Here is a 2,780-nt window from a genome sequence, read left to right on the forward strand (position 1 = left end):
TTCGTGGCGATCTCGGCCTGTTCGATCTCCAGGGCCAGCGACAGGATCTCCATGACCTCGTTGGTGGCCTCGGTGCCCAGGTCGATGCCCGGCACCTGGGCGGCGTCCTGCATGTGCTCCCAGGGCACCTTGCCCTCCAGGGCGTCCTGCACCAGGGCGAACGGCTTGCCCTCGTAGCCGAACTGCACGCGCTTGGTGTTGGCGCCGGGCGCGCGGCGGGTGGTGTAGCGCTTGAAGCTGTCGCGGCCGAATTCGATGATCTGGCCGCCGCGCTGCTTGACCGGCACGCGGGGGAACAGCGTGAAGCCCACACGCTCGGGATGGGTGTAGCCCTGGGCCACGTTCGACAGAATCGGGTCGATCACGCGGACCTGGCGGGTATTCATGTTCATGTTTGACGGCTCCTTAAATGATGGTTAGCGGCGGGTCAGCAGCACTTCGACGAACTCGCCGGCGCCGCTGGCCCCGTCCAGCGCCTGGGCCAGCACCGCCTCGGTGCTGACCTCGCCCTCCACGGGCACGGTGGCCACGATGGCGCGGCCCTGGGCGTCGCTGACGATGTCATCGCCCAGGTCGATGGCGCCGCCGGACTCGATCACGGTGGTGCCGATCACGTCGATGGCCAGGTCGTCGCCATCCAGGGCCGACGTGGTGGACACGCCCAGGGCCTTGGCGCCGGCGGCGGTCACCTGGGCGCCGCCGAACCCGACGAAGCGGCAGGCGGCGACGGCGCCGGCAGCGGTCACCGTCAGGGTCAGCAAGGGGGTTTTCTGGCTCATGGCGTTACGCTCCTTTCCGCTGGACGGCGCGCACGGCCGTCACGTAGTCGCACTTGTGGGACTCCTGGTAGGCCAGGGCCTGCTGGTGCAGGCGGGCCTTGTCGGGGTCCACCTGGTAGCCCTGGGGGGCCTGGAAGGCGCCCGCCTCGGGCAGCTCCTCGGCGCGGCCGCGCTCGGCGTAGTCCACCGATTGCGGCAGCTCCTTCAGGAAGCCTTCCAGGAAGGCACGGGCGCTGGTCTTGGTGCGGGTCGCCCCTTCGCCGAACTCCAGCGGCTGCTCGGCCTCGTCGCTGGCCATGAAGGCCACCAGGCCGTCGCGGTGCCGGGGCAGCACGCGCCCCTCGGCCACCAGCTTGTCCACCAGCTGCACACTGGTGGCCGCGCGCTCCTGGCGCTCGCGCTCGGCGAACGCCGTTTCCTTCTTGGCGATCTCGGCCTCGCGGTCCTCGATCTCCTTCTGTTTGCGTTCCAGTTCCTGCTTGTCCACGTCGGTTACCTCCTGGGTAATGGTTGATTTGGGGGATTCACGAAAAGCCGGGCCGGGCTTCGCCGCCTCGATGTCCTCGACGGCCCAGTCGGGCAGCACCCGGTCGGCAACCTCCAGCCCCTCTTTGGCGATCAGGAAGTCGCGCAGCGCCCGGAACAGGCGCTGCACGGTGCCGGCGCGCACTTCGCCGAACTCCAGTTCCACCACGTCGCCGGCGTCGGCGTCGGCGAACTCGACCTGGCGCAGCCCCTTGACCGCCGGCGGCTGGGCGCCCAGGAAACCGACGTGCCGCAGATAGAACACGCCGGGCACGGGGTTGTTGGGGGAGTCGGGCCGGTAGAAGGCGGCGGACACCTTCTTGAAGCGGCCGGCCTCGACCAGCTCGGCGAATGCCGGCTCGACCTGGTCGGGTTCGGCCTCCAGGGATTCGCCATAGCTCAGGGACTTGACCCAGCCGTAGGCCGGGCCGTCGTGGCGCGGGTGGCCCACGACGATGGGCGCTTCGTGCTTGGCCGGGTCGTAGGCGGCAGCGCTCGCACGCAGCTGCGCCTCGGTGAAGCCGATGGTTTCGCCCGACATCGCGGTATGCGTGCCAGGCCGGAAGATTTCGATTCGCTGCATGTGGCCTCCGTACTCGTGGAAGCCAGTATCTCGGGACGCGCGCCGGCGCATCAGGTGAAGCACTTCACCGGATGGCGGATTGGGGGGGATGGGGGAGCGGCGCAGGCGAATGCCGGCCACCCGTATATCTAACCACCGGACAGGTCGGTCGGCAACCTGTTTAAAACCCGTTTAACAGCCCGCAGGCGCGTTTAATGGGTCGATGGTGGTGCAACGGGGCATGCCAGGCCCCAGAACGGCCGTTTTGGGCCTCCCAGGCCGGGGCCGCTATCGGGCCTCGGGCGGCAAGGCGTGGCGCACCAGGATCTCCTCGATGACCTGGCGGTCTTCCTTGGACAGGCCCAGGTACGGCCGCGCGGGGATTTCCACCTGCTGGACCAGGGCAAACGCCTTCTTGGGATTGCCGATGGCCAGGCGCCCGCCGTTCTTGGCCCGAATGATACCGCCCAGCTGGTGGATNGGTCGGCAACCTCCAGCCCCTCTTTGGCGATCAGGAAGTCGCGCAGCGCCCGGAACAGGCGCTGCACGGTGCCGGCGCGCACTTCGCCGAACTCCAGTTCCACCACGTCGCCGGCGTCGGCGTCGGCGAACTCGACCTGGCGCAGCCCCTTGACCGCCGGCGGCTGGGCGCCCAGGAAACCGACGTGCCGCAGATAGAACACGCCGGGCACGGGGTTGTTGGGGGAGTCGGGCCGGTAGAAGGCGGCGGACACCTTCTTGAAGCGGCCGGCCTCGACCAGCTCGGCGAATGCCGGCTCGACCTGGTCGGGTTCGGCCTCCAGGGATTCGCCATAGCTCAGGGACTTGACCCAGCCGTAGGCCGGGCCGTCGTGGCGCGGGTGGCCCACGACGATGGGCGCTTCGTGCTTGGCCGGGTCGTAGGCGGCAGCGCT

Annotated in this window: 3 protein-coding genes and 2 pseudogenes; all 5 read right to left on the bottom strand. The window is 69.1% G+C overall.

Going from position 1 to position 2,780, the window contains the following annotated elements; genetic code table 11:
- Positions 1-392, bottom strand: a pseudogene (locus C1I89_RS33220) (hypothetical protein); the annotation flags it as partial.
- Positions 393-416: 24 nt separating this feature from the next.
- Entirely contained in the window at positions 417-779 is a 363-nt protein-coding gene (locus C1I89_RS33225) for a capsid cement protein (RefSeq protein ID WP_102776375.1), read from the bottom strand.
- Between the two features lie 4 nt (positions 780-783).
- On the bottom strand, positions 784-1,887 hold the full coding sequence (locus tag C1I89_RS33230; protein ID WP_102776376.1) for a peptidase: 1,104 nt from the start codon (positions 1,885-1,887) through the stop codon (positions 784-786).
- Between the two features lie 267 nt (positions 1,888-2,154).
- On the bottom strand, positions 2,155-2,346 hold the full coding sequence (locus C1I89_RS36095; protein ID WP_440130685.1) for a phage virion morphogenesis protein: 192 nt from the start codon (positions 2,344-2,346) through the stop codon (positions 2,155-2,157).
- A 2-nt stretch (positions 2,347-2,348) separates the two neighbouring features.
- Positions 2,349-2,780, bottom strand: a pseudogene (locus tag C1I89_RS36100) (peptidase); the annotation flags it as partial.

It is taken from the genome of Achromobacter pulmonis (assembly GCF_002885955.2).
In the GTDB taxonomy this organism is placed as follows: Bacteria; Pseudomonadota; Gammaproteobacteria; order Burkholderiales; family Burkholderiaceae_B; genus Achromobacter; species Achromobacter pulmonis_A.

Bases quoted from the DNA above. Each gene is read 5' to 3' on its own strand.
- C1I89_RS33225 (WP_102776375.1), bottom strand. From the start codon at position 779: ATGAGCCAGAAAACCCCCTTGCTGACCCTGACGGTGACCGCTGCCGGC.
- C1I89_RS33230 (WP_102776376.1), bottom strand. From the start codon at position 1,887: ATGCAGCGAATCGAAATCTTCCGGCCTGGCACGCATACCGCGATGTCG.